Origin of the sequence: Thermus composti, assembly GCF_014647535.1 — a bacterium.
Taxonomy (GTDB): Bacteria; Deinococcota; Deinococci; order Deinococcales; family Thermaceae; genus Thermus; species Thermus composti.
Window position 1 is genome coordinate 1 of sequence record NZ_BMPJ01000005.1, and the last position, 21,868, is coordinate 21,868.

Consider the following 21,868-nt stretch of genomic DNA (forward strand, 5'->3'; position numbering starts at 1 on the left):
TGGAGGAGGGCGAGGTCGTCGGGCTTGGCGGGGTGGGGGGTGGCGGGGGGGCGCTTCAGGAGATGGGTGAAGGCGAAAAAGCCCTCCCGCTTGGGGAAGCCTAAGGGGAGGCCGTCCCTTTTCGCCTTTAGGGGGTAGAGGAGGTTCTTGGGAAAGGGGAGGAAGTCCCGGATCCCCGTGACCACCACCCGCTTCACCGGCACCTCCTTTTCCACCTCCAAAAAGCGGGGGAGAAGGTGGTCCAGGATCACCAGGGTCTCCGCCCCGGCGTCTTTGAGCTGGTGCCGTAGCTCCCTCGGGGTGTAGAGGGGGTTCACGTTCACCCCCACGCCTCCCGCTAGGAGGGTGCCGTAGAAGGCGATGACGAACTGGGGCGTGTTGGGAAGCATGATGGCCACCCGGTCCCCCGGGGCCACCTCTAAGTCCTTAAGCCCCTGGGCGAAGCGCCGGGCCAGATCCCAGAGGGCCTCGTACGTGAGGGTCTTGCCCAGGAAGTCTAGGGCGATGTTTTTGGAAAAGCGCTGGGCGCTTTGTTCCAGGAAGTGCCAGAGGGGTTTTTCCGGCACCTCTATCTCTGCGGGAACCCCGGGGTCGTAGTGGGTGAGCCACGGTTTGGCGCTTACCTCGGCCATTTTTTCCTCCCTTTTGCCCCTTTAGGCTACCAGAACCCTTGTACCGGGTTCAAGGGTCCCCGGGGATGTAGCATAAGGGTATGCGCTTCCGCGACCGCAGGGAGGCCGGGGCCCGCTTGGCCGAGGCCTTGAAGCCCTTGGGGCTGGAAGCCCCTGTGGTTTTGGGGGTTCCTCGAGGCGGCGTGGTGGTGGCCGACGAGGTGGCGAGGCGCCTTGGGGGAGAGCTGGACGTCATCCTGGTGCGCAAGGTGGGGGCCCCGGGTAACCCGGAGTTTGCCCTGGGGGCGGTGGGGGAAAACGGGGCCTTGGTCCTTCGGCCCTACGCCTTCCAGTACGCCGACGAGAGCTATCTGGAGCGGGAGGCCGCCCGGCAGAAGGATGTGCTCCGCAAGCGGGCGGCCCGCTACCGCAAGGTGCGCCCCAAGGTGCCCCTGAAGGGGCGGGACGTGGTCTTGGTGGACGACGGGGTGGCCACGGGCTCCACCATGGAGGCGGCCCTCTCCGTGGTCCTGGCCGAGGGCCCCCGGCGGGTGGTGGTGGCGGTGCCCGTGGGAAGCCCCGAGGCCTTGGAAAGGCTAAAGGAGAGGGCCGAGGTGGTGGCCCTCCACGCCCCCCCCGATTTCGCCGCGGTGGGGGCCTATTACCTGGACTTCAGCGAGGTCACCGACGAGGACGTGGAGGCCCTTTTGCTACAATGGGCGGCGTGAGGCCCGTGGTCAAGCAGGCGGCCAGCGTGGAGGCCCGGCCCGTGGAGCGGGGGGAGAAGGCCTTTATCCAGGTGCTCATCGGCCCCGAGGACGGGGCCCCCCACTTCATCACCCGCAAGTTCACCCTGCTCCCGGGCGGCCGCATCCCCAAGCACAAGCACCCCACCATTGAGCACGAGCAGTACGTGCTTTCCGGGCGCATGAAGGTCCTTTTGGGGGAGGAGGTGCGGGAGGTGTCCGCAGGCCAGGCGGTCTATATCCCCCCGGACACCCCCCACGCCTACGTGAACGAGGGCCCCGAGCCCGTGGAGTTCCTCTGCGTCATCCCCAAGACGAGCGGCTACGCCACGGAGTGGCTGGAGGACTAGGCCCGCACCTCCTGCCGCTGGAAGACCACGTAGCCCAGGGTGAAGAGGAGGACCGCCAGGGCGAAAAGCCCGGTGAGCTGGGGCCAGACCAAAAGCACGCTTTGGGAAAGGGGCAAGGGGGTGCCCAACACCGCCCCTTCCAACTGGGTGATGAGGATAGGCCCCAAGGAGCGCACCGCCGGGTTGAGGAGGGCGGTGAGGCTTTCCGCGTAGAGGGTGTTGGGGGAAAGGCGGGAGACCCAGAGGGCCAGGTTGGCTTGCCTAAGCTGGCTTTCCGGGTCAAAGGGGTCCGCCTGAAGGAGGAGGGCGCTGGCCGCCAGGTCGGTGAGGATGGGGAAGAAGACGGCGAAGAAGAGCCAAACCCCGATGGCCGCCAGGGCGGCGGTGGCGGGCTGGCGGAAGAGGACCGAGAAGAGGAGGGCCAAGGCCAGCCACACGCCGGCGTAGGCTAAGGTGGCCAGGAGGAAGAAGAAGGCCCGGGCCATCTCCTCCGCCTCCGGGGGCACCCCCAGGGTGAAAAGCCCCAGGCCCACCACCAGGAGGAAGAGGGCCAGGAGGAGGACCGTCAGGGTGCCCAGGCCCGCCAGGAACTTGCCGAAGAGGAGGGCGTCCCGGTAGATGGGCTGGGAGAGGACCCGGGAAAGGGTTCCCCGGGCGTACTCCCCGTTCACCGCGTCAAAGGCCAAGGCGATGGCCGCCAGGGGCACGAAGAAGGAGAGGAAGCCCACGAAGGAGGGCAGGGGGTCCTGGGCGGTGGTGAGGAGCTTGAGGTAGAGGTAGGGGTCCTCCCCCACCGTCTGCCTTAGGGTCTGGGTGCCCGTGTAGACGGCGGCCAGGGCGGAGAGGAGGATGAGGGCCTCGAGGATCCGCATCCTCAGCCCCGAGAGGTGGTCGGCCATCTCCTTGAAGAAGACGGCCCAAAGACCGGTCCAAGGGGAGCCTTCACGCCGCATGGGCCACCTCCTGGAAGTAACGGGCGTAGACCTCGTCCAGGCTCGGCTTGCGCAGGGAAAGCCCCAAGAGGCTTCCCCGCTCCACGGCGATCCGGGCCAGCTCGGGCCTTAGGTCGCGGCTCGCCAAAACCCGGTAGCGGCCTCCCTCGGCCTCCACCCGGCCCACCCCCTCCAGGGCCTGGAAGGCCTCCTCCAGGCCCGGGCTCGCCTCCACCAGGATCTCGTACCCGCCTCCCAGGACTTGCTGGGCCAGGGCCTCCACCGTGCCCACCAAGGCGAGCCTTCCCTTGTGGAAAAGCCCCACCCGGTCGCAGATCTCCTGGACCTGGTGGAGGAGGTGGCTGGAAAGGAGGACGGTGATCCCCTCCCGCTTCAGGCCCTTGATGAGCTCCAAAAACTCCCGGGCGGCCTCGGGGTCCAGGCCCAGGGTGGGCTCGTCTAGGATGGCCACCTTGGGCCTTTTGAGGAGGACCTCGGCGAGGCCTAGCCGCTGGCGCATCCCCCGGCTGAAGGCCGCCACCTTGCGGTCTTTCACCTCCCAAAGCCCCATGCGCTTCAGGACCTCCTCAATGCGGGCCTTGGCCTCGGCCTCGGGAAGGCCCAGGAGGCGGGTGGTGTAGCGGAGGTTCTCCCAGGCGGAGAGCTCCCCGTAAAAGCCCACCTGGTCGGGGAGGTAGCCCACCCGGGCCTTGACCTTTAGGGGCTCCCGCATGGGGTCCAGCCCCAGGACCCGGGCCTCCCCCGAGGTGGGCTCGGTGAGGCCCAGGAGCATAAGGATGGTGGTGGTCTTCCCCGAGCCGTTGGGGCCTAAGAGGCCGAAGACCTCCCCCTCTTCCACCTCCAGGTTCAGGTCCTCCACGGCCACCACCCGGCCGTAGCGCTTGGTGAGGCCGCGGGTTTGGATGACCGCCATGCTACCTCCGGCCGAAGCGGTTCACGGCGAAGCCCAGGACCAAAAGGGCCACGGCCATGATCCCCACCCCCACCAGGCCCCAGAGGCTGGAGCGGACCACGGTGGTCCGGTAGTCCAGGCTCTCCGAGACCCCCTCGTCCCCGGTGAGGGAGAGGGTCACCATGTAGTCCCCGGTGACCGCCTTGGGGGAGGGTTTGATGCGGGCCGTCACCTCCTGTTCCTGGCCGGGGTCTAGGGCCTCAATCTTCTCGGGTTCAAACTTCACCTCCCAGCCCGAGGGTTCTAGGGCGCTGAAGGAGAGGTTCTTGGCAGGGGCGCTCCCCTCGTTTTTGACCGTGAGCTTCACTGGGTTTTCCCGCCCCGCCACCACCCGGCCGGAGAGCCTCCCGTCGGGCGTGGTGAAGCGGACCTCGGGCCTGCCGGTGACCTCGAGGGTAAGCCCAAGCTCGGCCCGGGCCTCCCCGGCCACCGCCCGCACCCGCACGGCGTAGGTGCCCGCCTGGGTGTCCCGGGGCAGGGAGACCTCCACGTCCAGGTCCCGGCTCTCCCCGGCCTTTAAGGGCAGGCTCGTCACCTGCTGGCTGGAGAAGGCCGGGGTGAAGCTCACCTGGAAGCCCTGGGGAGCCTGGTACTCCAGGGAGACCAAGAGGTCCCGGTCGGACTCGTTCCTCAGGGTCACCCGGTAGCGGAAGGAGCTGGTGGGGGGGCCTTTGAGGATGGGGAGTTCGGCCTCGAGGCTAAGCCTTTGGGGAAGCCCCTCGCCCACCACCAGGCCGATGGGGAGGCTCGCTGTCTGCCCCAGGCCCTCCGCCCGCACCAGGAAGCGGTAGGTGCCGGGCCGCACCTCCTTGGGGGGTTGGAGCCTCAGGGTGAGGGTGGCCTCACCGTCGGGGGCGAGGTAGACCGCCCGCACCAGCCGGCCGTTTCCGATCAGGGTCGCCTGCCAGCCCTCGGGCACCTGGGGCAGGGAGAGGCGCACCACGCCCGGGGGAAGCCCGTAGCTCTTTAGGGTTAGGGTGAGGTTCACCGTCTCCCCGGGCTGGATCCCCATCTCGGGGTAGCTGGTGCCCAGGGCGAGTCCCCGGTAGTTCTGGGCCAAGGCTCCACCCAACGCCACGAGAAGGGCGAAGATCACGCGCACCATACCTGAGCCTCCCAAACCAAGCCTAGGGGGAAAAGATGAGGGGTCCATGAAAAATCCCCGGGGCGCACCCGGGGAAGGGGGGAAAAGGAGCCCTTTAGCTGACCCGGGCCTCCAGGTATTCCCGCTCGCCCAAGACGATCTTCTTGGCCAGCTCGGGGTCCTTGGGGAACTCCTTGCCCCGGTGGATCATGTAGGTCTCGTAGCGCCCGATCTCAAAGACCTCGGCGAGCTTCTTCAGGGCCTTGGCCATGTCAAAGGCTTTGCAGGAAAAGATGTCCACGGAAAGGAAGCGCTTCTTGGGGAAGGTGTGGATGGCGATGTGGCTCTCGGCGATGATCACCACGCCCGTGACCCCGTCCTCCCCGTCCGGCCCGTAGCTGTAGACGAAGGGGGGGAGGACCTTGGTCATCTCCATCTCCTCAGGGAGCTCGTCCAGGATGCGGCGCACCAACTCGGCGTCCCGGAGCTTGGCCGGGTTGGCGTCGTAGCCGTCCACCATCAGGTGCGGGCCGAAACCGAAGAGTTCCACCGTCTCCACCTCCTTCCCGTGCCCCCCGGGGTATTCCCCGAGGCACGCCCCCCATTATGCCCCCCCCTCCCCCCCCTGTCAATACCTCGTGCCGAGGCGGGAAAACCCGAGGCCCCTTCTGGGAGAGTCCTGGGGGGTAGGAGGTGGGGAGGGGGAAGGGGGGGCTTGGGGGCACGCCTTCGTTGCCATCGCTCTCTTTTACGGGGGTGGGGTATAAGAAGCGGCCCTGGCCTACACTGAGGACGGGGAGGGAAGGTGGTATCATAACCGTCGGCAAGGAGGTGCCATGTACCGGGGAAGAGAAGGGCAGTGGGCCTTTTACCTGCACCGGATCTCGGGGATCGGCATCCTGGTTTTCCTGATTCTCCACGTCCTCAACATCGCCAGCGCCATGTGGGGGCCTGAGGTGTCCAACGCCTTCATGAAGTTCTACCACCAGCCCGTGTTCCAGCTCGGCCTCCTCGTCCTGATCGCCGGGGTGCTGTACCACGGGTTCAACGGCCTCCGCATCATCCTCATGGACTTTACCGCCTGGGGCGTGCGCTACCAGAGGCAGCTCTGGTACGCGGTTTGGGTCCTTTTCGTGGTCTTCTACCTGCCCTTCCTCCTCAAGATAGGGGGCGGGATCCTGGGAGGGAGCCATGGCGATTAAGTCCAAGCGTTACCAGGAGGCGAGGCTCGAGGCCAGCACCAACCTGGAACTTTACTGGTGGGTTTTCATGCGCATCTCCGGGCTGGTGCTGGTCTTCCTCCTCATCGGCCACATGTGGATGAACGCCGTCCTGGTGGACCTAAATTCCATTGACTACGAGTACGTGGCCAAGAGACTTTCCCAGACCACCTGGAAGGTCTACGACTGGCTGATCCTGGCCCTGGCCCTCCTCCACGGGGGGAACGGGCTGCGCTACGTGCTGGACGACTGGGTGCGGGATCCCGCCAAGCGGTTTTGGACCAAGGTGGTGGTCTACGGGCTTTTGGCCTTCCTGTTCTTCCTGGGGAGCCTTTCCCTCTTTAACCACGATTTCGGGGTGAACTAGTATGGCGCACAGGCACGAGGTCATCGTGGTGGGCGCGGGCGGGGCGGGCCTCGCCACCGCCCTTTACGCGGCGCGGGAAGGGGCCGACGTGGCCGTGGTCACCAAGCTCTACCCCACCCGGAGCCACACCGGGGCGGCGCAGGGGGGCATAGGGGCCGCCCTCGGCAACGTGGAGGAGGACCACTGGGAGTGGCACATGTTCGATACGGTCAAGGGGGGGGACTACCTCACCGACCAGGACGCCGCCGAGGTCTTCGCCAAAGAGGTGATTGAGGCGGTGATTGAGCTGGAGCACATGGGCCTCCCCTTTGACCGCCTCCCCAACGGCAAGATCGCCCAGCGCCGCTTCGGGGGCCACACCAAGGACTGGGGGAAGGCCCCGGTGCACCGGGCGGCCCACGCCGCCGACCGCACCGGGCACATGATCCTCCAGACCCTCTACCAGCAGTGCGTCAAGCACAACATCACCTTCTACAACGAGTTCCACGTCACCGACGTCATCATTGAGGACGGGGTGGCCAAGGGCCTGGTGGCCCTGGAGCTCGCCACCGGGGAGCTTCACCTCTTCCAGGCCAAGGCCATCGTCATCGCCTCCGGGGGGTTCGGGCGGATCTACAAGGTGACCTCCAACGCCTACACCCTCACCGGCGACCTCCAGGCCATTCTCTACCGCAAGGGGCTTCCCTTGGAGGACATGGAGTTCTACCAGTTCCACCCCACGGGGCTTTACCCCTTGGGCATCCTTCTCACGGAAGGGGCCCGGGGGGAGGGGGGGATCCTTCGGAACGCCCTGGGGGAGCGGTTCATGGAGCGCTACGCCCCCACCATCAAGGACCTGGCCCCAAGGGACCTGGTCTCCCGGGCCATGTACCTGGAGGTGCGGGAAGGGAGGGGGTGCGGGCCCAAGAAGGACCACGTCCTCTTGGACCTCACCCACCTGCCCCCCGAGGTCATTGAGAAGAAGCTTCCCGACATCACCGAGTTCAGCCGCATCTACCTGGGGGTGGACCCCTTGAAGGAGCCCGTTCCCGTGATGCCCACCGCCCACTACGCCATGGGGGGGATCCCCACCACCCTCTGGGGCCAGGTGATCAAGGACGAGAAGAACACCGTGGTCCCCGGGCTTTACGCCGCCGGGGAGGCGGCCTGCGTGAGCCTCCACGGGGCGAACCGCTTGGGGACGAACTCCCTTGGAGACCTGGTGGTCTTCGGGCGCCGGGCTGGGATCCACGCCGCCCGCTTCGCCAAGGACGCCGACTACCACGAGCTCACCGAGGAGCACCTGGGCCCAAGCCGCGAGCGCATTGAGCGCATCAAGAACTCCACCGGCAAGGAGAAGGTGGCGGTCCTTCGGGCCGAGCTCCAGCAGTCCATGATGGATAACGCCTCCGTCTTCCGCACCGGGGAGCTTTTGCAAAAGCAGGTGGAGATCCTTAAAGAGCTCATGGACCGCTACAAGCGGATCTCCATTGACGACAAGGGGGACGCCTACAACACCGAGCTGGTGGAGGCCTTGGAGCTTGGGTACCTCCTCGAGGTCTCCGAGGCCCTGGTCCACTCCGCCCTAAACCGCACCGAGTCCCGGGGGGCCCACGCCCGGGAGGACTACCCCGAGCGGGACGACGAGAACTGGCTCAAGCACACCCTGGCCTACAAGGTGGAGGACGGCAAGGTGGCCTTCCGCTACAAGCCCGTGGTTCTGGGCCGCTTTGAGCCCAAGCCCCGCACCTACTAGGAGGCTCCATGCAAGTTACGCTCAAGATCCTGCGTTTTGACCCCGCCAAGGACAAGAAGCCCCACTGGGAGACCTACCAGGTGGAGGCCGAGCCCTGGGACCGGGTTCTGGACCTCCTTCACAAGGTCAAGTGGTACCAGGACGGCTCCCTGGCCTTCCGAAGGAGCTGCGGCCACGGCATCTGCGGCTCCGACGCCATGCTCATCAACGGAAGGAACCGCCTGGCCTGCAAGACCCTGGTGAAGGACCTGGGGAGCGTCATCACCGTGGAGCCCATCCGGGGCCTCCCGGTGGAGAAGGACCTCATCGTGGATATGGAGCCCTTCTTCGCCGCCTACCGGGCGGTGAAGCCCTACCTCATCAACGACGAGCCCCCGCCCCAAAGGGAAAGGCTCCAGTCCCCCGAGGAGCGGGCCCGGTTTGACCAGGGGACCAAGTGCATCCTCTGCGCCAGCTGCACCACGAGCTGCCCCGTCTTCTGGGTGAACGGCACCTACATCGGCCCCGCCGCCATCGTCCAGGCCCACCGCTTTATCTTTGATTCCCGCGACCGGGGGAAGAGGGAGCGCTTCAAGGCCCTGGCTTCGGGAAGCGGGGTCTGGCGTTGCCGTACCGCCTACAACTGCACCGAGGCCTGCCCCCGGGAGATTCCCGTGACCCAGCTCATAGAGGAGGTGAAGCGGGAGATCCTCTTTGACCACTTCTAAAGGCGATAAAGGGCGCGCCCCGGGGGACCCCCGGGGCGCGTTTGGTCTTGGGAGCTAGGCTACGCCTTCCTTCAAAAGGCGGATGAAGGCCTTGAGGACGGCGGGGTTGTCGGGCCATGCCCGACCCGAGACCAGGTTACCGTCCACCACGGGGGCATCGTCCACAAAGATGCCGCCCGCTATTTCTACGTCGGGTTTGAGCACGCCGTAGGCCGCCAGGCGGCGTCCCTTCACTACCCCGGCGGCGGTAAGGACCAAAGGCCCGTGGCAGAGGGTGCCCACGGGTTTGTTGGCTTGGAAGAAGTGACGGACGATTTCCAGGGCTTTAGGTTCCGTGCGGATCCACTCCGGAGCGCGCCCGCCTGGGATGTAGAGGCCTTGGTAGGCCTCGGGGTCCACCTCAGCGAAGCTGAGGTCTGCTTGCAGGCGGTAGCCCAGCTTTTCCGTGTAGGTTTCCATAAGTGGTTCAAAGTCGTGGACCACCGTTTGAATGACCCTCTTCCGGGGCGCGGCCACGTGGACAGCGAAACCCTCTTCTTGAAGCCTTTGCAGGGGATAGAAGGTTTCTAGGGCTTCTGCGGCGTCTCCAGCGAGAATCAGGACCTTCATGCCTACCTCCCTCCGGCTCTTCCGAGCCGATTTTTATCCTAAGCTTTTCCCGGGCCCACCTATGTGGTCGCGCTTACGCTGCCTCAGGGCGTGAGCCGGTGCCGGTCCCGGGGGAAGGCCCGGGCGTAGCGGACGTTGGGGAGGCCCAGAAGCTTCTGGGTGAGGCGCTCGGCCCCGATGGCGAAGCCCCCGTGGGGGGGCATGCCGTACTTGAAGACCTCCAGGTACCCCCGGAAGCTTTCGGGGTCCATGCCCTTGGCCTTCAGGCTTTCCAGAAGCTCCTCGTAGCGGTGGATGCGCTGGCCTCCCGAGGTGATCTCCAGGCCGCGGAAGAGGAGGTCAAAGCTCCTGGTGGTGCCGTCCTCCTCGGGGTAGGTGTAGAAGGGGCGCACCGAGCGGGGGTAGCGGGTGACGAAGAGCCAGTCCGAGCCCCAACGTTCCTTGGCGTACTCCCCCAGGAGGCGCTCCGCCTCCTCGGAGAGGTCCTGGCCCGCGGGGTAGCCCAGCTCCTCCTTGAGGATCCTTCTGGCCTCGGCGTGGGTGAGGCGGGGGATGTCTTTGGGGAAGGAGGGCCACGCTGCTTCCAGGAGGCGGATCTCGTTCCCCGCCGTCTGCAGGGCCTCTTCCAGCATCTCCGCCAAAAGCTCTTCCTCTAGGCGCATGAGGTCTTCTTCGCTGCCGATAAAGCCCATCTCCACGTCCAGGGAGAGGTACTCGTTGAGGTGGCGGCTGGTGTTGTGCTCTTCCATGCGCCACACGGGGGCCACCTCGTAGACCCGTTCAAAGACCCCCACCAGGATCTGCTTGTAAAGCTGGGGGGACTGGGCCAGGTAGGCCCTTTGCTCAAAGTAGTCCACCCCAAATAGCCCGCTCCCCCCCTCGGCCCCCGCCCGCACCACCTTGGGGGTGAAGACCTCGGTGAAGTCCTGCCGGTCCAAATAGCGGCGGAAGCCCCGCACCAAGGCGGCCTGGACCTTGAGGGGGGCCCGGGCCTTTTCCCCCCTTAGGGTCACGTAGCGGTACTCCAGGAGGGTGTCGGGGTTCGCCCGCCACTCCTCCTTGGGGATCTCCACGGGGGTGGGCTCGAGGGCGGGGGAGAGGACCTCCACCTCCTTGGCCTGGACCTCGAGGCCCCCCGGGGCCTTGGCGCTTTCCACCACCACCCCCCGCACCCTCAGGGCGGACTCGGGCAAGGGGAGCTTGAGCCCGCCGGTGACCACCTGGACCACCCCGCTTCGGTCCCTGAGGAGGAGAAACTGCACCTTCCCCAGGTCTCTTCGCCAGTGGAGGAACCCCCAAAGCTCCACCTCTTGGCCGATGTGTTGCTTTAAGTCTCTGACCAGTACCCGCATGGCGGCCTCCTTAAGCTTTGGCCCCCCCGGCCATGGAGGACCGGGGGGGCTTGGTGCCTCGCCCCCCTTAGCCGGCGTTGTTGCCGATGAGAGGGCCCATGTTGGGGTTAAGTTTAGGGGTTTGTGCCCCCGGGGTCAAGCCAGCGGAAGCAGGCCGCGGCGTTCCAGTCGGTGAGGGCCTCCGCCTCGGCGAAGGAAAGGCCCCTTACCTCCGCGAGCTTCTCCAGGGTGAAGCGCACGTGGTGGGGACGGTTCCGCCTGCCCCGGTGGGGCTCTGGGGGGAGGAAGGGGGTGTCGGTTTCCACCAGGAGGCGCTCTTCAGGAAGCCTTTTCGCCGCTTCCCTTAGGGCCTCGTTCTTCTTGTAGGTGAGGGGGCCAGCGAAGCTGAAGTAGGCGCCCACCTTGAGGCCTGCTTCCTCGAGGGCGGGGTGGCCGGAGAAAGCGTGGAGGACCACCCGCTTGGGCCGGTGGAGAAGGAGCCAGCCCGCCAGGTCCTCTTCCGCCTTGCCGTCCCGGCTCCGCACGTGGAGGACGAGGGGAAGGTCTAGCTCCTCCGCCAAGGCCGCCTGGAAGTCCAGGGCCTTGAGCTGGGCGGCCTTTGTCTCCGGGGTCCAGTAGTAATCCAGACCGGTCTCCCCGATGGCCCGCACCCGCTCCTTTTGGGCGTAGTGGCGGAGGGCCTCCATGACCTCGGGGGAGAGGAGGTGGGCGCTCGTGGGGTGGAGGCCCACCGCGGCGTAGACGTTCCCCTGGGCGAGGTTTAGGGTTTTTTCCCAGCGGCTTGGGTCCACCCCCAGGGTGAGGACGGCCCGGAGCTCCCCCAGGTGCCTTTGGGCCTCCTCCAGCTCTTCGGGCTCCAGGAAGTCCAGGTGGGCGTGGGTGTCGGTCATGGGCCTCACTCTACCGTAGAAGGGGGACAAGCCATGGCCTTTTGGCTCTCCTCCTTGCGGTCTGCGCCCCGGCCCTCCTGGGGGTGGACCCCGAGCGGCTCCCTTAGGCTTCCGGGAAGCCTCTTTGGGGCCTTCCACACCGCCCACCTGGCCCTGACCGACCTCCGCACCGGGGAGAGGCGCTTCCTGGAGGTTTCCGAGGGCCTACCCTTCGTGGCCGGGGCCTTCCGCCCCTTGGAGTAAGCGTGCTATACTAAAAGAGGTTTATACGGGTGATATTTATGAGTTTACGCGTGCTTGGCGTCAACGCATCGGCACGGACGGACGGGTTTACGGCGGAGCTTTTAGACGAGGTGCTGGAGGCGGCCAGGCGCAAGGGGGCCCTCACCGAGCGCCTGGATTTGGTGAAGTATCCCTTTCCCTTTTGCGCCGGGAACTACTCTCAAGACCCCGCTTCCTGCGGCCCCGAGACCTGTGTCCAGGGGCCCTGGGACGGGTTTGGCAAGGTGGCGGAGAAACTTCTAGGGGCCGACGCCGTGGTCTTCGCCACCCCGGTCTATTGGTTTAGCGTCTCCGCTCGGATGAAGGCCCTTTTGGAGCGGATGACCTCCATGGAGAACCAGGGCCTCCTCAACCTGGGCAAGCCCATGGCCCTTTTGGCGGTGGCGGAGGAGGAGGGGGCGAGCCAGGCTTTGGCCCAGATGCTCCTTCCCTTGAGCTACATGGGCTTCGTCCTCGCCCCCCTGGGCCTGGTCTACGCCCACCGAAAGGGGATGGGAAGCCTAAGGGAAACCCCCGAGCTTCTGGAGGACGCCCGGATCGCCGGGGAAAACCTGGTCCTCATGGCGGAGAGGCTCCGGGGGGCCTCCTTCCAAGAACCCCTTCCCAGCTACCTTTACCGCTCGCCCTCCGTGGCCCGGGTGGCGGGGGACTAAGTACCCCACCGCGGCTTTCGCCGCGGTGGGGGCCCCAAAAGGAGCTTCCCAAGCCCCATTTCGGGTGTCCCGTGTTACGAAACCACCGTGCGGCCGCTTAGAGGTAAAGGGGTTCTAGGCCTTCCCGGGCGTAGGGCAAAAGCTCGTAAAGGGCCCTGGGGTCCGGGGGAGGGTCTAGGAGAAGGCCCCTTTGGGGAAGCTCCTCCGCCTTGAGCTTCCTCGGGGGCAGGACCTCCACGGGCTTTCCCCCCCGCTTCAGGTAGGTGGCCCCGTAGTAGAGCCGGTTTCGGGCGGTGAAGAGGGGGGTGAGGGGAGGCCCTCCTTCTTCCAGGAAGGGCCAGCAGGCGGCGAGGAGGGAACGCACCCCATAGACCCTGGCCCCTTGGGCCAAGGCCACCCCGAGCCCCGCCGCCAGGGCGATCCTTAGGCCCGTGTAGGAACCGGGGCCTTCCCCCAGGACCAGGGCGCCGATCTCGCTCCTCTTTGCCCCTACCTCCGCCAAGACCTCCTCCAGGAGGCCGAAGAGGGCCTCCTCGTGCCGCCTTCCCAGGCGCACCACCCGGCCCACCCCTTCCTCCCCCCGGAAAAGCCCCAGGGAGAGGTAGGGGGTGGCGGTATCCAGGGTCAGGGTCCACATCCTCCCCATCCTAGGGCCTCCTGCTATACTCCGGCATGGAATGAGGACCTATCCCCTGCACTGGGCCTTGGGCGTGGGGGTGTTCCTCGCCCTCGGCCTCTACGCCCAAAGGCTGGGCTTTCTCCCCGCCTGGGGGGCGTGGAGCCTGTGGGCCGGGTACCTCTTTTTTGCCCTCTGGGGACTCCGTTGGGGAGGTTGGCGGGCCGTGCCCCTCGCCCTCGGGCTTTTGGCGCCGCTCTTCCCGCCCCTGGCTTTTCTCGGGCCCTTGGGCGCCGCCTTGTCCTTGGGGCGGGCCCTTCCGGAGAAGGCCCAGGCCGCCTTTTACGGCTGGGCCCTAGTCTGGCCAGCCCTCGCCCTCCTTCTGGTGTGGCAGGTTTTCCCCACCTTCTACGCCTTTTACCTCAGCCTGTTTGACCGGGTGAACTTCCTCAGGCCCGCGGCCTTCGCCGGGCTCCAGAACTACCGGATCCTCCTGGAGGACCCCCTCTTCTGGCGCGCCTTGGGCAACACCTTCTGGTACGTGGTCTTCACCGTGCCCACGGGGCTTCTCCTCGCCACCTTCGTCGCCATCCTCCTCAACACCCAGGTGGCCTTTCTTGGGCTATACCGGACCCTCTTCTTCCTTCCCTACATCACCGCCCTGACCGCCGCGGCCGCCGTGTGGCGCTGGATCTACCACCCCGAGTTCGGCTTCCTCAACTGGCTCCTCCACACCCCGGGCCTGGACTGGCTCAACACCCCCACCGGGGTCTTCGCCTTGCTTCTGCGCCCCTTGGGGGTGGAGCTTCAAGGCTTCCTTGCGGGGCCCAGCCTGGCCTTCGTGGCCGTCATGGCCATGAGCGTGTGGCACTTCCTGGGCTACCAGGTGGTGATCCTCCTGGCGGGGCTTCAGGCCATCCCCAAGGAGTACTACGAGGCCGCCGAGTTGGACGGGGCGAGCTTCTTCCAGAAGCACCGCCTCATCACCTGGCCCCTCCTTTCCCCCACCACCTTCTTCCTCTTCACCCTGGGGCTCATCGGCGCCTTCCAGGTCTTCACCCAGGTCTACGTCCTCACCCCTACGGGCGGGGTGCTGCAGGACACCCTGACCCTGACCTTCTACCTCTACAACAAGGGCTTCCGCGACTCGGACTTCTCCTACGCCAGCGCCATCGCCATGGTGACCTTCCTGGTGATCCTGGTCCTGACCCTGGTCCAGCGGCGGCTTTTGGAGAAGCGGGTGAACTATGAGATCTAAGGCGGCGCGTCTTATCGTGCACCTCGTTCTCCTTGCGGGGGGAGGGGTGATGGCCTTCCCCTTCTACTGGATGCTGGCCACGAGCTTCAAAAGCCCCCAGGAGGCCCTCCAGGCGGAGCCGGTCTGGGTTCCCGAACGGATGAAGCCCATGAACTGGCTCAAGGCGGCGAGGCTTGGGGATAGCTCCCTCTTTGGGGGCCTTGGCCCTGGGCGGAGCGTGGCCCTCTTCTTCCCCGGGCCCGAGGCAAAGCCCCCAAAGGCCCTCGTGCCCCGCTCCCCGGGGGCCTTCTTTGACCCCGTGGCCGACGGGACGAGGGTGGAGGTGGCCCGAGGGGAGGGGGGGTGGTGGGTCCGCCTCACCAACACGGGGGAGGCCGGCTTCCGCCGGGTTCCCCTGGTGGTTCTCTGGCCCAAGGAGGTGCCCTTGGAGCCTCCCCTGCCCCCGGACGCCCGCCGCTCCCAGGGGGAGTACTGGCGGCTGGAGTGGGTGAACGCGGTGCCCGGGGCCTTGGGGTACGTGTTCCACAACTACCTCGAGGCCTGGGACGCCGCCCCCTGGGGCCGGTACTTTTTCGTAAGCTTCTTCACCGCCTCCGTCCAGGTGGTGGTGGGCCTCTTCCTCGCGGCCCTGGCCGCCTTCGCCCTGGCCCGGATCCCCTTCCCGGGGAAGGAGGCTGTCTTCGTCCTCGTCCTGGCCACGATGATGGTGCCGGGTGAGGTCCTCCTCATCCCCAACTACGTCCTCCTCGCCCGGCTGGGCTGGCTGGACACGTTCTACGCCCTCATCGTCCCTTGGCTCGCCTCGGTCTTCGGCATCTTCCTCTTGCGGCAGTTTTACCTTTCCCTTCCCCAGGACCTCTTTGACGCCGCCCGCATCGACGGGGCGGGGTACCTGACCCAGCTTTTCCGCATCGCCTTGCCCCTGAGCGTGCCCGGCCTTGTCTCCTACGGCATCTTCACCTTCCTCGGGGCCTACAACGCCCTGCTTTGGCCCTTGATCGTCACCCAGAGTCCGGAGATGCGCACGGTGCAGCTCGGGCTCCTCGCCTTTGTCTCCGAGGCGGGCTCGGACTACGGGGCCCTGATGGCCGCAAGCGCCTTCGTCATCGCCCCTGTGGTCCTGGGCTACTTCGTGGCCCAGAGGCAGTTCATCCAGGGAATCGCCCGCACGGGGCTGAAGTGAGCTTGAAGGGGCCCTGACAGGAAGCAGGGTATATTTTCCCCGGAGGTATGAGGGGATGAAGAAGGCGCTTGTGCTGGTGGCAGCGCTGGGCGTGGCCTTCGCCCAGCAGGTCAAGCCGGAGGACGTGATCAAGGGGCAGTGCGCCAAGGCCAAGGTGGTGGCCGAGCTCTGGCACGGCTTCACCGGCGGGGCCCCTAAGGCGGCTTTGGAGAACCTGGTGGTGGAGTTCAACAAGGGCCAACAGGGGCGGTGCGTCCGCCCCGTGCCCCAGGGGGGGTACCGGGACCTTTCCACCAAGATAAAGGCGGCCTTCGCCGCCGGGAAGGTGCCCACCATGGCCCAGGCCTTTGAGAACAATATCGCCCTCTACCTCGAGGCCAAGGCCCTCCTGCCCATAGAGTCTCTGGGGGTCAGGCTCCAGGGGGTGAACCTTGCCTTCTTGAACGCCGTCCGCTTCGGGGGCGTAGTCTACGGGGTGCCCTTCAACAAGAGCATCCAGGTTCTCTACTACAACAAGGACCTCCTAAAGAAGCACGGGGTCCCTGTGCCCGCAACCCTCGAGGAGTTCGTGGCCGCCGCCAAGAAGCTCTCCCGAGCCGAGGGCGGCCCCGTCTACTGGTTCCAGCCCGACGCTTCTACCTTCGCCTACTTCTTCTTCAACCTGGGCGGGAGCTACCTCAAGGACGGGAAGCTCGTGCTGAACTCCAAGGAGGCGGTGGAGGCCCTCACCCTCCTGCAAAACGGGGTCAAGGAGGGGTGGGCCAAGCCCATCACCTCTGGCTACATCAACCAGAACCTGGGCTCGGGGCCCTACGCCTTCAGCGTGGACACCTCCGCCGGCTACACCTACTACCTGCAGGCGGCCAAGTTTGACCTGGGGGTGGCCACCCTGCCGGGCCGGACTAAGGGCCAGCCGGGTTACGGCCTCGTCCAGGGCACCAACCTGGTGGTCTTCCGCCAGGCCCCCAAGGAGGAACAGGCGGTGGCCAAGGACTTCCTGGAGTTTGTCCTCTCGCCCAGGGCTCAGGCGGTCTTCGCCACGGCCACGGGCTACGTGCCCGTCACCGAGGGGGCCCTAAAGGACCCCGTCTACCAGGCCTACGCCGCCGAAAACCCCGACTACGTCACCTTCGTGCGCCAGAGCCGCTACGCCAAGTTTGAGCCCGCCTTGGCGGAGTGGGAGCAGATCCGCTTTGACATCCTGGGCCAGGCCATCAAGGAGGCCATCCTCAACAAGGCCGACCCCAAGGCGGCCTTGGACAGGGCCCAGAAGCTGGCCGAAGACCTCCTCTCCGGCAGGACCCGTTAGGGGATTCAAGCCCGGCCCCGCCCGCTTTGGGCGGGGTTAAACTTTGAGTATGCCCAAGGGCTATCACGACCGCGTGGCCTTCGTGGACCTTTCCACGGGGAAGATCTGGTACGAAAGCTATGGCGAGGCCTTCTGGCGGAGGTTCCTTGGCGGCAGGGCCCTCGCCGCCTACCTCCTCCTCAGGCACGTGCCCAAGGGGGCCGACCCCTTGGGGCCGGAAAACGCCCTGGTCTTCGCCCCTGGGGTTCTCACCGGCACCCCCATCTCCGGCTCGGGGCGGAACACCGTGGCCGCCAAAAGCCCCTTGACCGGGGGGTACGGGGACGCGGAGGGGGGCGGCTTCTTCGGGGCGGAGCTTAAAAACGCGGGCCTAGACGCCCTCGTGGTCCTCGGCCAGGCGGAAGCCCCCGTCTACCTCCACGTGGAAGGGGGAGAGGTGGCCCTCCACCCCGCTTCCCACCTCTGGGGCAAGGACCCCCTGGAGGTGGAGGCCCTCATCAAGGAGGTGCACGGGGGGAACACCCGCATCGCCCAGATCGGCCTCGCCGGGGAAAACCAGGTCCTCACCGCCAACGTCATCCACGACCTGGCCCACTTCGCCGGGAGGGGAGGGCTTGGGGCGGTCATGGGGGCCAAAAGGCTCAAGGCGGTCTCCGCCAGGGCCCGCAAGGAGACCCTTCCCGCCTACCACGACCCCGCCCTTCTTAAAGAGCTCGCCCGGCGCATGGCCAAAGAGCGCATGGACCGGGCGGCGGGCCTCGTCACCATGGGCACCGTGGGCACGGTGAAGCCCTTCAACCTCCGGGGGGTTCTGCCCAGCCATAACTTCCTGGATGGCTTTTTGGAGGGGGCCGAGGCCTTGGACGGCACCAGCCTGGACGCTTTGGGCATCCGCATCGGCCGGGACACCTGCTACGCCTGCGCCATCCGCTGCAAGCAGGTGGTGAAGATTGAGGGCACGGGCAGGTACGATGTCCGCCCCGAGTACGGGGGGCCGGAGTACGAGGGGCTTGGGGCCTTGGGCTCCACCTGCGGGGTCACCGACCCCTACGCCGTCACCAAGGCCAACACCCTCTGCAACCAGTACGGCCTGGACGTGATCGGGGTGGGGGTGACCATCGCCTGCGCCATGGAGGCGGTGGAGAAGGGCTTCCTGGACGACGAGGGCCTGGGGCTCCGCTTCGGCAACGGGGACGCCCTGATCGCCGCTATAGAGAAGCTGGCGCGGAGGGAAGGGAGGCTTGGGGAGCTTCTCGCCCTGGGGGCGAAGCGCCTCGCCGAGGCCATCGGCCACCCGGAGCTCGCCATGCACGTGAAGGGGCAGGAGGTGCCCATGCACGACCCCCGGTACAAAAGGGCCTTGGGGGTGGGCTACGCGGTGAGCCCCACGGGGGCGGACCACAACCACAACCTCCACGACACCGCCTTCGCCAAGGAGGGGAGGGCTTTGAGGGAGCTCCGCTTCTACGGGGAAGACTTCCAGCCCCTGCCCGTGGAGAACCTTTCCGAGGCCAAGATCCGGATGCTTTGGACCAAGACCCGGGAAAGGGGGTTCGTGAATAGCCTGGTCCTTTGCGACTTCGTCCCCTGGACCCCGGAGGAGTGGCAAGAAGCCCTTTACGCCGCCACGGGCTGGCGGCTTTCCCCAGAGGAGATGCTGGCGGTGGGGGAGAGGACCTTGCAGCTCACCCGGCTTTTCAACCTGCGGGAGGGGATCCCGCCGGAGGAGGACCGGCTTCCTGAGCGCTTCTTCCAGCCCTTCCGCAAGGGGAACCCCGAGGCCTATTTGGACCCTGAGGCCTTCCGGGAAGGGGTGAGGACCTACCGGAGGCTTGCGGGCTGGGAAGGGGGCGTGGACCCGGAAAGGCTCGAGGCCTTGGGCCTAGAGGAGTTCCAGAACGCCCTGGCGTAGGAGGGCGGGGAGGGGGGGTTCGCCCACCCGCAAGAGGGCGTACCTTCCCCGGAGGAGGGCGAGGAGGCGGAGGGCCTCGAGGTGGCTGGTCAAAGCCTCCCGGTAGGCCTCCGCCTCTTCCCGCCCTACGGGGAGGGTTTCCCCGGTCTCCACGTCCTTAAGGAGGGCCTCCATGGGGGGTGGGTTGAGCTCCAGGGGGGAGAGGACCTGGACCAGGACCACCCGCTTCGGGAGGACCCGGGCCCAGGGCAAGGGGTCCAGCCCGTCGGTGAGGAGGACCAGGATCCCCTTTCCTGGGCGGAGGTCCTTGGGGCTTCCCCCCTCGAGGCGGGCCAGGGGGTCTTCCTGGCGGGCGATCTTAAGGAGAAGGGCCGCCACCTCCCGGGCGTAGGGGAGCTTCCCGTGGAGGCGCATGCTCTCGCTTCCGTCCAGGAAGAGGCGGAAGCGGGCCCTTTCGGGGGCGGTCTCCAGCCGGGTGAAAAGCCTTCCCGTCTTGGCGTAGGCCCGCCAGTGGACCCGGCGCACCTCGTCCCCGGGGGCGTAGGGCCGTAGTTCAAAAAACTCGCCCCCAAGGCCCTTCCTGCGGGCCAGGCGCTCCCCGGGGTAGGGGAGGTAGGGCTTGGTGGCGAGGCGGTAGCGGGTCATGGCCCCTAGACCCGGATGGTGACCCGGGCCCCCGTCTCAAAGAGGTGGATGGAGTCTATGAAGCGCACCACCCGGGTGGCGTGGCCCATGACGATGGAGTGGGTCCTGGCCCCCCCGCCGAAGAAGCGCACCCCCTCCAGGATGTCCCCGTCGGTGATCCCGGTGGCGGCGAAGACGATCTCCTTGCCGGGGGCGAGGTCCTCGGTCTTGTAGATTCGGTTTTCGTCCCCGCCCATGGCCTTGAGCCTTTCCCGCTCCTCCTCGCTTTGGGGGACGAAGCGGGCCTGGATCTCCCCGCCCAGGCACTTTAAGGCGGCGGCGGCCAAGACCCCTTCCGGGGCCCCGCCGATCCCCATCACCGCGTGGACCCCGGTGCCCCTTATGGCGGCGGCCAGGGCGGCGATCACGTCCCCGTCGGAGATGAGCTTGACCCTGGCCCCCGCCTCCCGGATCTCCCGGATGAGCCTTTCGTGCCGGGGGCGGTCCAGGACCACCACCACCAGGTCCTCCACGGAGCGCTGGAGGGCTAAGGCCAGGGCCTTGAGGTTGGCGGAGACGGGCCAGGTAAGGTCCACGAGGCCGGCGGCGGGCGGGGGGACGATGAGCTTTTCCATGTACATGTCGGGGGCGTGGAAAAGCCCGCCCTTCTCGCTTAGGGCGATCACGGTCACGGCGTTGGGGAGGCCCTTGGCGGCGGTGGTGGTCCCCTCCACGGGGTCCACGGCGATATCCACCTCGAGGCCCCCCTGGCCCAGCACCTCCCCGATGTAGAGCATGGGGGCCTCGTCCATCTCCCCCTCCCCGATGACCACGGTGCCCCGGATGGGGAGCTCGTTGAGGACGCGGCGCATGGCCTGGGTGCCCGCCTCGTCCACCGCCTCCTTGTCCCCCTTGCCAGCGAAGCGGCTTGCCGCCAGGGCCGCCTGCTCCGTCACCCGCACCACTTCCAGGACGAGCCTGCGCTCAATTTCCATGGCTTCCATCATAAGGGGGCTGGGGCCGGTGCCGCCCCCAGAGGGTCTCGGCCACCTTTTCCAGGGAGACCCCCGCCTCGGCCAGGGTGAGGAGGAGGTGGAAGAGGAGGTCGGCGGCCTCGTGGCGGAGTTCCTCGGGGCTACGGTTCTTGGCGGCGAGGATCACCTCGGTGGCTTCCTCCCCCACCTTCTTCAGGATGCGGTCCAGGCCCGCTTGGTGCATCCGGGCCACGTAGCTTCCTTCGGGGAGGGTTCTTAGGCGCTCTTCTATGGTGGCGTAGACCCGCCCCAGGACGAAGCCCAGGTCCTTGGGGCCTGGCAAGAGGGCCCGGTGGAAGCAGGTCCTTTCCCCGGTGTGGCAGGCGGGGCCTTGGGGGAGGACGCGGTAGACCACCGCGTCCCCGTCGCAGTCCAGAAGGACCTCCACCACCTCCTGGACGTTCCCCGAGGTCTCCCCCTTGCGCCAGAGGGCCTGGCGGCTACGGCTGTAGAAGGTGCTCCGCCGACTCCTAAGGGTCTCCTCCAGGGCCTCCCGGTTGGCGTAGGCCAGGGTGAGGACCTCCCCGGTGCGGGCGTCCTGCACCACCACCGGGACGAGGCCCCGTTCGTCAAAGCGCACGGCGGAAAGGTCCATGCCCCTAGTCTAGCCGGACGTGGACGCCCCTTTCCGCCAGGTAGCCCTTGAGCAGGGGGATGGGGATCTCCCCGAAGTGGAAGACGCTGGCCGCCAAGGCGGCCTCGGCCCCCGCCTGGAAGGCCTCGAGGAAATGCTCCATCCGCCCGGCCCCCCCGCTTGCGATTACCGGCACCCCCACCGCCTCGGCCACCATGCGGGTGAGCCTGAGGTCGTACCCCTCCTTGGTCCCGTCCCGGTCCATGCTGGTGAGGAGGATCTCCCCGGCCCCAAGCTCCACCCCCTTCGCCGCCCACTCCACCGCGTGAAGCCCCGTGGGCACGCGCCCGCCCGCCACGTAGACCTCGGGGAAGTCCCCCCGCCACTTGGCGTCAATGGCCAGGACCACCGCCTGGGACCCGAAGTGCTCGGCAAGCTCCCGGATGAGCTCGGGCCGCTTCACCGCGGCGGAGTTCACGCTTACCTTGTCGGCCCCGGCCAGAAGGAGCTTCCTTGCGTCCTCCAAGGAGCGCACCCCCCCGCCCACGGTGAGGGGGATGAAGACCCTTTCCGCCACCTGCGCCACCACGTCCAGGAGGATGGCCCGCTCCTCGTGGGTGGCGGAGATGTCCAAAAACACCAGCTCGTCCGCCCCCGCCTCGTCGTAGGCCTGGGCCGCCGCCACCGGGTCCCCGGCGTCCTTTAGGTTCACGAAGTTCACCCCCTTGACCACGCGGCCCGCGTGGACGTCCAGGCAGGGGATGATGCGCTTGGCGAGGCTCATAGGGGTGACCGCACCACGGGGGCCATTATAGCCCACTTTTTCCAAGGCCTTTTGGGTGCTACC

25 protein-coding genes are annotated in these 21,868 nt (G+C 67.0%); 12 read left to right on the top strand and 13 right to left on the bottom strand.

Annotation, left to right across the window (positions count from 1 at the left end; genetic code table 11):
• On the bottom strand, positions 1 to 632 hold a 632-nt coding region (locus IEX93_RS02745), incomplete at its 3' end, for an AMP-binding protein (RefSeq protein WP_188846224.1).
• A gap of 80 nt (positions 633 to 712) precedes the next feature.
• Here IEX93_RS02745 and IEX93_RS02750 point away from each other — a divergent pair.
• Positions 713 to 1,339 (top strand): phosphoribosyltransferase, encoded by a 627-nt coding sequence (locus tag IEX93_RS02750; protein ID WP_188846226.1) that lies wholly within the window; start codon positions 713 to 715, stop codon positions 1,337 to 1,339.
• Positions 1,327 to 1,707, top strand: coding sequence for a cupin domain-containing protein (locus IEX93_RS02755; protein ID WP_188846228.1), 381 nt, complete (start codon positions 1,327 to 1,329; stop codon positions 1,705 to 1,707). Before IEX93_RS02750 ends, IEX93_RS02755 begins: the two co-directional genes overlap by 13 nt.
• On the opposite strand, the gene IEX93_RS02760 is transcribed toward IEX93_RS02755, so the two are convergent.
• The 4 genes from IEX93_RS02760 to speD form a co-directional block, all read right to left on the bottom strand.
• Positions 1,704 to 2,660, bottom strand: coding sequence for an ABC transporter permease (locus IEX93_RS02760; RefSeq protein ID WP_188846230.1), 957 nt, complete (start codon positions 2,658 to 2,660; stop codon positions 1,704 to 1,706). The two genes, IEX93_RS02755 and IEX93_RS02760, sit on opposite strands and share 4 nt — an antisense overlap.
• Complete coding sequence (locus IEX93_RS02765; protein WP_188846232.1) at positions 2,650 to 3,573, bottom strand: ABC transporter ATP-binding protein; 924 nt, start codon at positions 3,571 to 3,573, stop codon at positions 2,650 to 2,652. Before IEX93_RS02765 ends, IEX93_RS02760 begins: the two co-directional genes overlap by 11 nt.
• 1 nt (position 3,574) lies before the next feature.
• The gene (locus IEX93_RS02770) at positions 3,575 to 4,717 is read right to left on the bottom strand and encodes an NEW3 domain-containing protein (protein WP_188846234.1); all 1,143 of its coding nucleotides are present in this window, start codon (positions 4,715 to 4,717) and stop codon (positions 3,575 to 3,577) included.
• A 94-nt stretch (positions 4,718 to 4,811) separates the two neighbouring features.
• Positions 4,812 to 5,246 (bottom strand): adenosylmethionine decarboxylase, encoded by a 435-nt coding sequence (speD, locus tag IEX93_RS02775; protein WP_188846397.1) that lies wholly within the window; start codon positions 5,244 to 5,246, stop codon positions 4,812 to 4,814.
• 286 nt (positions 5,247 to 5,532) lie between these two features.
• On the opposite strand from speD, the gene sdhC reads away from it, so the two are divergent.
• The 4 genes from sdhC to IEX93_RS02795 are packed head-to-tail and all read left to right on the top strand — an operon-like array spanning position 5,533 to position 8,725.
• Positions 5,533 to 5,898 (top strand): succinate dehydrogenase, cytochrome b556 subunit, encoded by a 366-nt coding sequence (sdhC, locus tag IEX93_RS02780; RefSeq protein ID WP_188846237.1) that lies wholly within the window; start codon positions 5,533 to 5,535, stop codon positions 5,896 to 5,898.
• A complete protein-coding gene (locus IEX93_RS02785; protein WP_188846239.1) occupies positions 5,888 to 6,283 on the top strand; it encodes a succinate dehydrogenase hydrophobic membrane anchor subunit in 396 nt (131 codons plus the stop codon). The genes sdhC and IEX93_RS02785 overlap by 11 nt, the downstream gene beginning before the upstream one ends.
• A 1-nt stretch (position 6,284) precedes the next feature.
• Positions 6,285 to 8,018: a succinate dehydrogenase flavoprotein subunit gene (gene sdhA / locus IEX93_RS02790; RefSeq protein WP_188846241.1), complete on the top strand. Its 1,734-nt coding sequence runs from the start codon at positions 6,285 to 6,287 to the stop codon at positions 8,016 to 8,018.
• A gap of 8 nt (positions 8,019 to 8,026) precedes the next feature.
• Positions 8,027 to 8,725 carry a succinate dehydrogenase iron-sulfur subunit gene (locus tag IEX93_RS02795; RefSeq protein WP_188846243.1) on the top strand — a complete coding sequence of 233 codons (699 nt, stop codon included), beginning with the start codon at positions 8,027 to 8,029 and terminating at the stop codon, positions 8,723 to 8,725.
• Positions 8,726 to 8,779: 54 nt separating this feature from the next.
• Here IEX93_RS02795 and IEX93_RS02800 read toward each other — a convergent pair whose 3' ends face one another.
• The 3 genes from IEX93_RS02800 to IEX93_RS02810 form a co-directional block, all read right to left on the bottom strand.
• The gene (locus tag IEX93_RS02800; RefSeq protein WP_188846254.1) at positions 8,780 to 9,334 is read right to left on the bottom strand and encodes a DJ-1/PfpI family protein; all 555 of its coding nucleotides are present in this window, start codon (positions 9,332 to 9,334) and stop codon (positions 8,780 to 8,782) included.
• Between the two features lie 83 nt (positions 9,335 to 9,417).
• Positions 9,418 to 10,686 carry an aspartate--tRNA(Asn) ligase gene (gene aspS / locus IEX93_RS02805; protein ID WP_188846256.1) on the bottom strand — a complete coding sequence of 423 codons (1,269 nt, stop codon included), beginning with the start codon at positions 10,684 to 10,686 and terminating at the stop codon, positions 9,418 to 9,420.
• 113 nt (positions 10,687 to 10,799) lie between these two features.
• Complete coding sequence (locus IEX93_RS02810) at positions 10,800 to 11,576, bottom strand: TatD family hydrolase (RefSeq protein WP_188846258.1); 777 nt, start codon at positions 11,574 to 11,576, stop codon at positions 10,800 to 10,802.
• Between the two features lie 33 nt (positions 11,577 to 11,609).
• Here IEX93_RS02810 and IEX93_RS02815 point away from each other — a divergent pair, with 33 nt between their 5' ends.
• Complete coding sequence (locus tag IEX93_RS02815; RefSeq protein ID WP_229906081.1) at positions 11,610 to 11,819, top strand: hypothetical protein; 210 nt, start codon at positions 11,610 to 11,612, stop codon at positions 11,817 to 11,819.
• A gap of 38 nt (positions 11,820 to 11,857) precedes the next feature.
• Positions 11,858 to 12,511, top strand: a complete 654-nt coding sequence (locus IEX93_RS02820) for a flavodoxin family protein (RefSeq protein ID WP_188846260.1) — start codon at positions 11,858 to 11,860, stop codon at positions 12,509 to 12,511.
• A 97-nt stretch (positions 12,512 to 12,608) separates the two neighbouring features.
• Here the strand turns inward: IEX93_RS02820 and tsaB are convergent, their stop codons facing one another.
• Positions 12,609 to 13,157, bottom strand: a complete 549-nt coding sequence (gene tsaB / locus IEX93_RS02825) for a tRNA (adenosine(37)-N6)-threonylcarbamoyltransferase complex dimerization subunit type 1 TsaB (RefSeq protein ID WP_188846261.1) — start codon at positions 13,155 to 13,157, stop codon at positions 12,609 to 12,611.
• Between the two features lie 31 nt (positions 13,158 to 13,188).
• Between tsaB and IEX93_RS02830 the strand changes: the two genes are divergently transcribed.
• The 4 genes from IEX93_RS02830 to IEX93_RS02845 are packed head-to-tail and all read left to right on the top strand — an operon-like array spanning position 13,189 to position 18,789.
• Positions 13,189 to 14,385, top strand: coding sequence for a carbohydrate ABC transporter permease (locus tag IEX93_RS02830; RefSeq protein ID WP_188846263.1), 1,197 nt, complete (start codon positions 13,189 to 13,191; stop codon positions 14,383 to 14,385).
• A 49-nt stretch (positions 14,386 to 14,434) separates the two neighbouring features.
• Positions 14,435 to 15,568 carry a carbohydrate ABC transporter permease gene (locus IEX93_RS02835; RefSeq protein WP_188846399.1) on the top strand — a complete coding sequence of 378 codons (1,134 nt, stop codon included), beginning with the start codon at positions 14,435 to 14,437 and terminating at the stop codon, positions 15,566 to 15,568.
• 55 nt (positions 15,569 to 15,623) lie between these two features.
• On the top strand, positions 15,624 to 16,877 hold the full coding sequence (locus IEX93_RS02840) for an ABC transporter substrate-binding protein (protein WP_188846265.1): 1,254 nt from the start codon (positions 15,624 to 15,626) through the stop codon (positions 16,875 to 16,877).
• 49 nt (positions 16,878 to 16,926) lie between these two features.
• Positions 16,927 to 18,789: an aldehyde ferredoxin oxidoreductase family protein gene (locus tag IEX93_RS02845; RefSeq protein ID WP_188846267.1), complete on the top strand. Its 1,863-nt coding sequence runs from the start codon at positions 16,927 to 16,929 to the stop codon at positions 18,787 to 18,789.
• On the opposite strand, the gene IEX93_RS02850 is transcribed toward IEX93_RS02845, so the two are convergent.
• The 4 genes from IEX93_RS02850 to hisF are packed head-to-tail and all read right to left on the bottom strand — an operon-like array spanning position 18,760 to position 21,805.
• On the bottom strand, positions 18,760 to 19,434 hold the full coding sequence (locus IEX93_RS02850) for a DUF58 domain-containing protein (RefSeq protein ID WP_188846269.1): 675 nt from the start codon (positions 19,432 to 19,434) through the stop codon (positions 18,760 to 18,762). The genes IEX93_RS02845 and IEX93_RS02850 overlap by 30 nt on opposite strands.
• Positions 19,435 to 19,439: 5 nt before the next feature.
• Complete coding sequence (gene glpX / locus IEX93_RS02855) at positions 19,440 to 20,408, bottom strand: class II fructose-bisphosphatase (protein ID WP_188846271.1); 969 nt, start codon at positions 20,406 to 20,408, stop codon at positions 19,440 to 19,442.
• Complete coding sequence (hisIE, locus tag IEX93_RS02860) at positions 20,398 to 21,042, bottom strand: bifunctional phosphoribosyl-AMP cyclohydrolase/phosphoribosyl-ATP diphosphatase HisIE (protein ID WP_188846273.1); 645 nt, start codon at positions 21,040 to 21,042, stop codon at positions 20,398 to 20,400. The genes glpX and hisIE overlap by 11 nt, the downstream gene beginning before the upstream one ends.
• A gap of 4 nt (positions 21,043 to 21,046) precedes the next feature.
• Positions 21,047 to 21,805, bottom strand: coding sequence for an imidazole glycerol phosphate synthase subunit HisF (hisF, locus tag IEX93_RS02865; protein WP_188846275.1), 759 nt, complete (start codon positions 21,803 to 21,805; stop codon positions 21,047 to 21,049).
• Positions 21,806 to 21,868 lie beyond the last annotated feature (63 nt).

What these genes read in the sequence shown, in the direction of transcription:
- IEX93_RS02750 (WP_188846226.1), top strand. Translation starts at nt 713, where the DNA reads ATGCGCTTCCGCGACCGCAGGGAGGCCGGGGCCCGCTTGGCCGAGGCC.
- IEX93_RS02755 (WP_188846228.1), top strand. Translation starts at nt 1,327, where the DNA reads ATGGGCGGCGTGAGGCCCGTGGTCAAGCAGGCGGCCAGCGTGGAGGCC.
- IEX93_RS02760 (WP_188846230.1), bottom strand. Translation starts at nt 2,660, where the DNA reads ATGCGGCGTGAAGGCTCCCCTTGGACCGGTCTTTGGGCCGTCTTCTTC.
- IEX93_RS02765 (WP_188846232.1), bottom strand. Translation starts at nt 3,573, where the DNA reads ATGGCGGTCATCCAAACCCGCGGCCTCACCAAGCGCTACGGCCGGGTG.
- IEX93_RS02770 (WP_188846234.1), bottom strand. Translation starts at nt 4,717, where the DNA reads ATGGTGCGCGTGATCTTCGCCCTTCTCGTGGCGTTGGGTGGAGCCTTG.
- sdhC (WP_188846237.1), top strand. Translation starts at nt 5,533, where the DNA reads ATGTACCGGGGAAGAGAAGGGCAGTGGGCCTTTTACCTGCACCGGATC.
- IEX93_RS02785 (WP_188846239.1), top strand. Translation starts at nt 5,888, where the DNA reads ATGGCGATTAAGTCCAAGCGTTACCAGGAGGCGAGGCTCGAGGCCAGC.
- sdhA (WP_188846241.1), top strand. Translation starts at nt 6,285, where the DNA reads ATGGCGCACAGGCACGAGGTCATCGTGGTGGGCGCGGGCGGGGCGGGC.
- IEX93_RS02795 (WP_188846243.1), top strand. Translation starts at nt 8,027, where the DNA reads ATGCAAGTTACGCTCAAGATCCTGCGTTTTGACCCCGCCAAGGACAAG.
- IEX93_RS02800 (WP_188846254.1), bottom strand. Translation starts at nt 9,334, where the DNA reads ATGAAGGTCCTGATTCTCGCTGGAGACGCCGCAGAAGCCCTAGAAACC.
- aspS (WP_188846256.1), bottom strand. Translation starts at nt 10,686, where the DNA reads ATGCGGGTACTGGTCAGAGACTTAAAGCAACACATCGGCCAAGAGGTG.
- IEX93_RS02810 (WP_188846258.1), bottom strand. Translation starts at nt 11,576, where the DNA reads ATGACCGACACCCACGCCCACCTGGACTTCCTGGAGCCCGAAGAGCTG.
- IEX93_RS02815 (WP_229906081.1), top strand. Translation starts at nt 11,610, where the DNA reads ATGGCCTTTTGGCTCTCCTCCTTGCGGTCTGCGCCCCGGCCCTCCTGG.
- IEX93_RS02820 (WP_188846260.1), top strand. Translation starts at nt 11,858, where the DNA reads ATGAGTTTACGCGTGCTTGGCGTCAACGCATCGGCACGGACGGACGGG.
- tsaB (WP_188846261.1), bottom strand. Translation starts at nt 13,157, where the DNA reads ATGGGGAGGATGTGGACCCTGACCCTGGATACCGCCACCCCCTACCTC.
- IEX93_RS02830 (WP_188846263.1), top strand. Translation starts at nt 13,189, where the DNA reads ATGAGGACCTATCCCCTGCACTGGGCCTTGGGCGTGGGGGTGTTCCTC.
- IEX93_RS02835 (WP_188846399.1), top strand. Translation starts at nt 14,435, where the DNA reads ATGGCCTTCCCCTTCTACTGGATGCTGGCCACGAGCTTCAAAAGCCCC.
- IEX93_RS02840 (WP_188846265.1), top strand. Translation starts at nt 15,624, where the DNA reads ATGAAGAAGGCGCTTGTGCTGGTGGCAGCGCTGGGCGTGGCCTTCGCC.
- IEX93_RS02845 (WP_188846267.1), top strand. Translation starts at nt 16,927, where the DNA reads ATGCCCAAGGGCTATCACGACCGCGTGGCCTTCGTGGACCTTTCCACG.
- IEX93_RS02850 (WP_188846269.1), bottom strand. Translation starts at nt 19,434, where the DNA reads ATGACCCGCTACCGCCTCGCCACCAAGCCCTACCTCCCCTACCCCGGG.
- glpX (WP_188846271.1), bottom strand. Translation starts at nt 20,408, where the DNA reads ATGGAAATTGAGCGCAGGCTCGTCCTGGAAGTGGTGCGGGTGACGGAG.
- hisIE (WP_188846273.1), bottom strand. Translation starts at nt 21,042, where the DNA reads ATGGACCTTTCCGCCGTGCGCTTTGACGAACGGGGCCTCGTCCCGGTG.
- hisF (WP_188846275.1), bottom strand. Translation starts at nt 21,805, where the DNA reads ATGAGCCTCGCCAAGCGCATCATCCCCTGCCTGGACGTCCACGCGGGC.